At 53.1% G+C, this 1,494-nt stretch carries 1 protein-coding gene; it reads right to left on the reverse strand.

Features of this window, described 5'->3' with window-relative positions:
* Positions 1-361: 361 nt before the first annotated feature.
* Positions 362-1,402 carry an IS110 family transposase gene (locus ACO0LK_RS26940; RefSeq protein WP_422980598.1) on the reverse strand — a complete coding sequence of 347 codons (1,041 nt, stop codon included), beginning with the start codon at positions 1,400-1,402 and terminating at the stop codon, positions 362-364.
* Positions 1,403-1,494 lie beyond the last annotated feature (92 nt).

Here is a 1,494-nt window from a genome sequence, read left to right on the forward strand (position 1 = left end):
GCGCATACATGGACGCCCCCCATTTGCAAGAGCATTTTCAAATTAAACCTGACGTAGTCGATTGCAGCCATACATTCGGTCTTTATTGCAGCCGCTTGATGACTGCTGACGCATGATGAAATACGCTGATGGTCGCTCAATCACCCTATCGTGCTTATCGCACAGTGCGCCGAACGAGCTATTGACCATCCCGGTCTGACCTGTCCTGTCTTCATTTGGATTTGCCCAAACAATCGGTGGTGTGCTCCGTTTCTTTGTTTTTACTGCGATTTTTCCTGCTACTGCATGACGTTGTTACTTCACCTGGCTTCCTGCCTCGCCCCTGCTTTGTGGTTGCTACTGTTCTTTCAAACCGGACTGATTACGTGCAGACGTCGTTGGTCTGCGCATGATCAGCCCGGAATATTTCTCCGCTCTGCAGCATCGCCCAGATCCGTCTGGCATTCTTGGCTGCCAGGGCACACACGGCGATGTTATGCCCCCGCCTTTTGGCCAGTTTTACGACCCAGTCTTCGGCATAGGCCGGTTTGTTGATCCTGGCCTGCAAGACAGACCTGGCCCCATGGACGAGGAGTTTGCGCACATAACCATTACCTCGCTTGCTGAGCCCCAACAGGACTTGTTTGCCACCACTGCTGTGTTCCCTCGGTGTCAGCCCCAGCGCATTGGCAAACTTGCGTCCTTCTGTATAGTTCTCTGCCCGTCCAAAGCTGCCGATGATGGCGGTGGCGGTGAGGACGCCCACGCCGGGGATGGTTTCTATCAGTTTGCAGGCGGGATTGCTTTGCAGTACTTGTTTGATCTGTTTCTCTACCTTGCTGATTCTGTCTTCTAACTCACTGAGATACTGCAGTAATTCATCGACCAGGCCGTTGAGTATGCCGAGCGTGCCGCGGCTTTGTTCTTGCCAGAGCGCGACTTCGCGGCGCAGGTGGCGCAGGCCGGGAGTGAGTATCTGACCAAATTCAGCGAGCAGGCCCCGTAGCTGGTTGGCGGTCGCAGTACGGTGTTTGACCCAGGCTTCTCTTACTCTGTGCAGGGCTTGTATCTGTTGTTCTTCACGGCTGCGTATCGTCACTCTCTGGATACTTTCTCTTACTGCTGCTTCTGCGATACCTGCGGCATCTCTGGCATCGGTCTTGTTTCCTTGCACAAAGCCTTTGACGTATTGGGGTGCCATCAGTTTGACATCATGCCCAAGTGACTGGATCTGCCGCGCCCATTCGTGGGCTCCTCCGCAGGCTTCCATACCTACCAGGCACGGTGGCTGTGAGGCAAAGAATCCCATGACTTCGCTACGCTTGAGTTTCTTCGACAGTAGCTTCTTGCCCCGGGCATTGGCACCATGAACTTGAAAAATACTCTTTGCCAAATCCAATCCAATTACGGTAATCTTTTCCATGACGCTTCCCTTCTGTTAAGTAGTTTGTCGAAACTCTACTTTGGCACATCACGATGCCGTTTGGGAGGGAGGCGTCCATTTCATTACCCTAC

It is taken from the genome of Undibacterium sp. Ji49W (genome assembly GCF_049340205.1).
Taxonomy (GTDB): Bacteria; Pseudomonadota; Gammaproteobacteria; order Burkholderiales; family Burkholderiaceae_D; genus Undibacterium.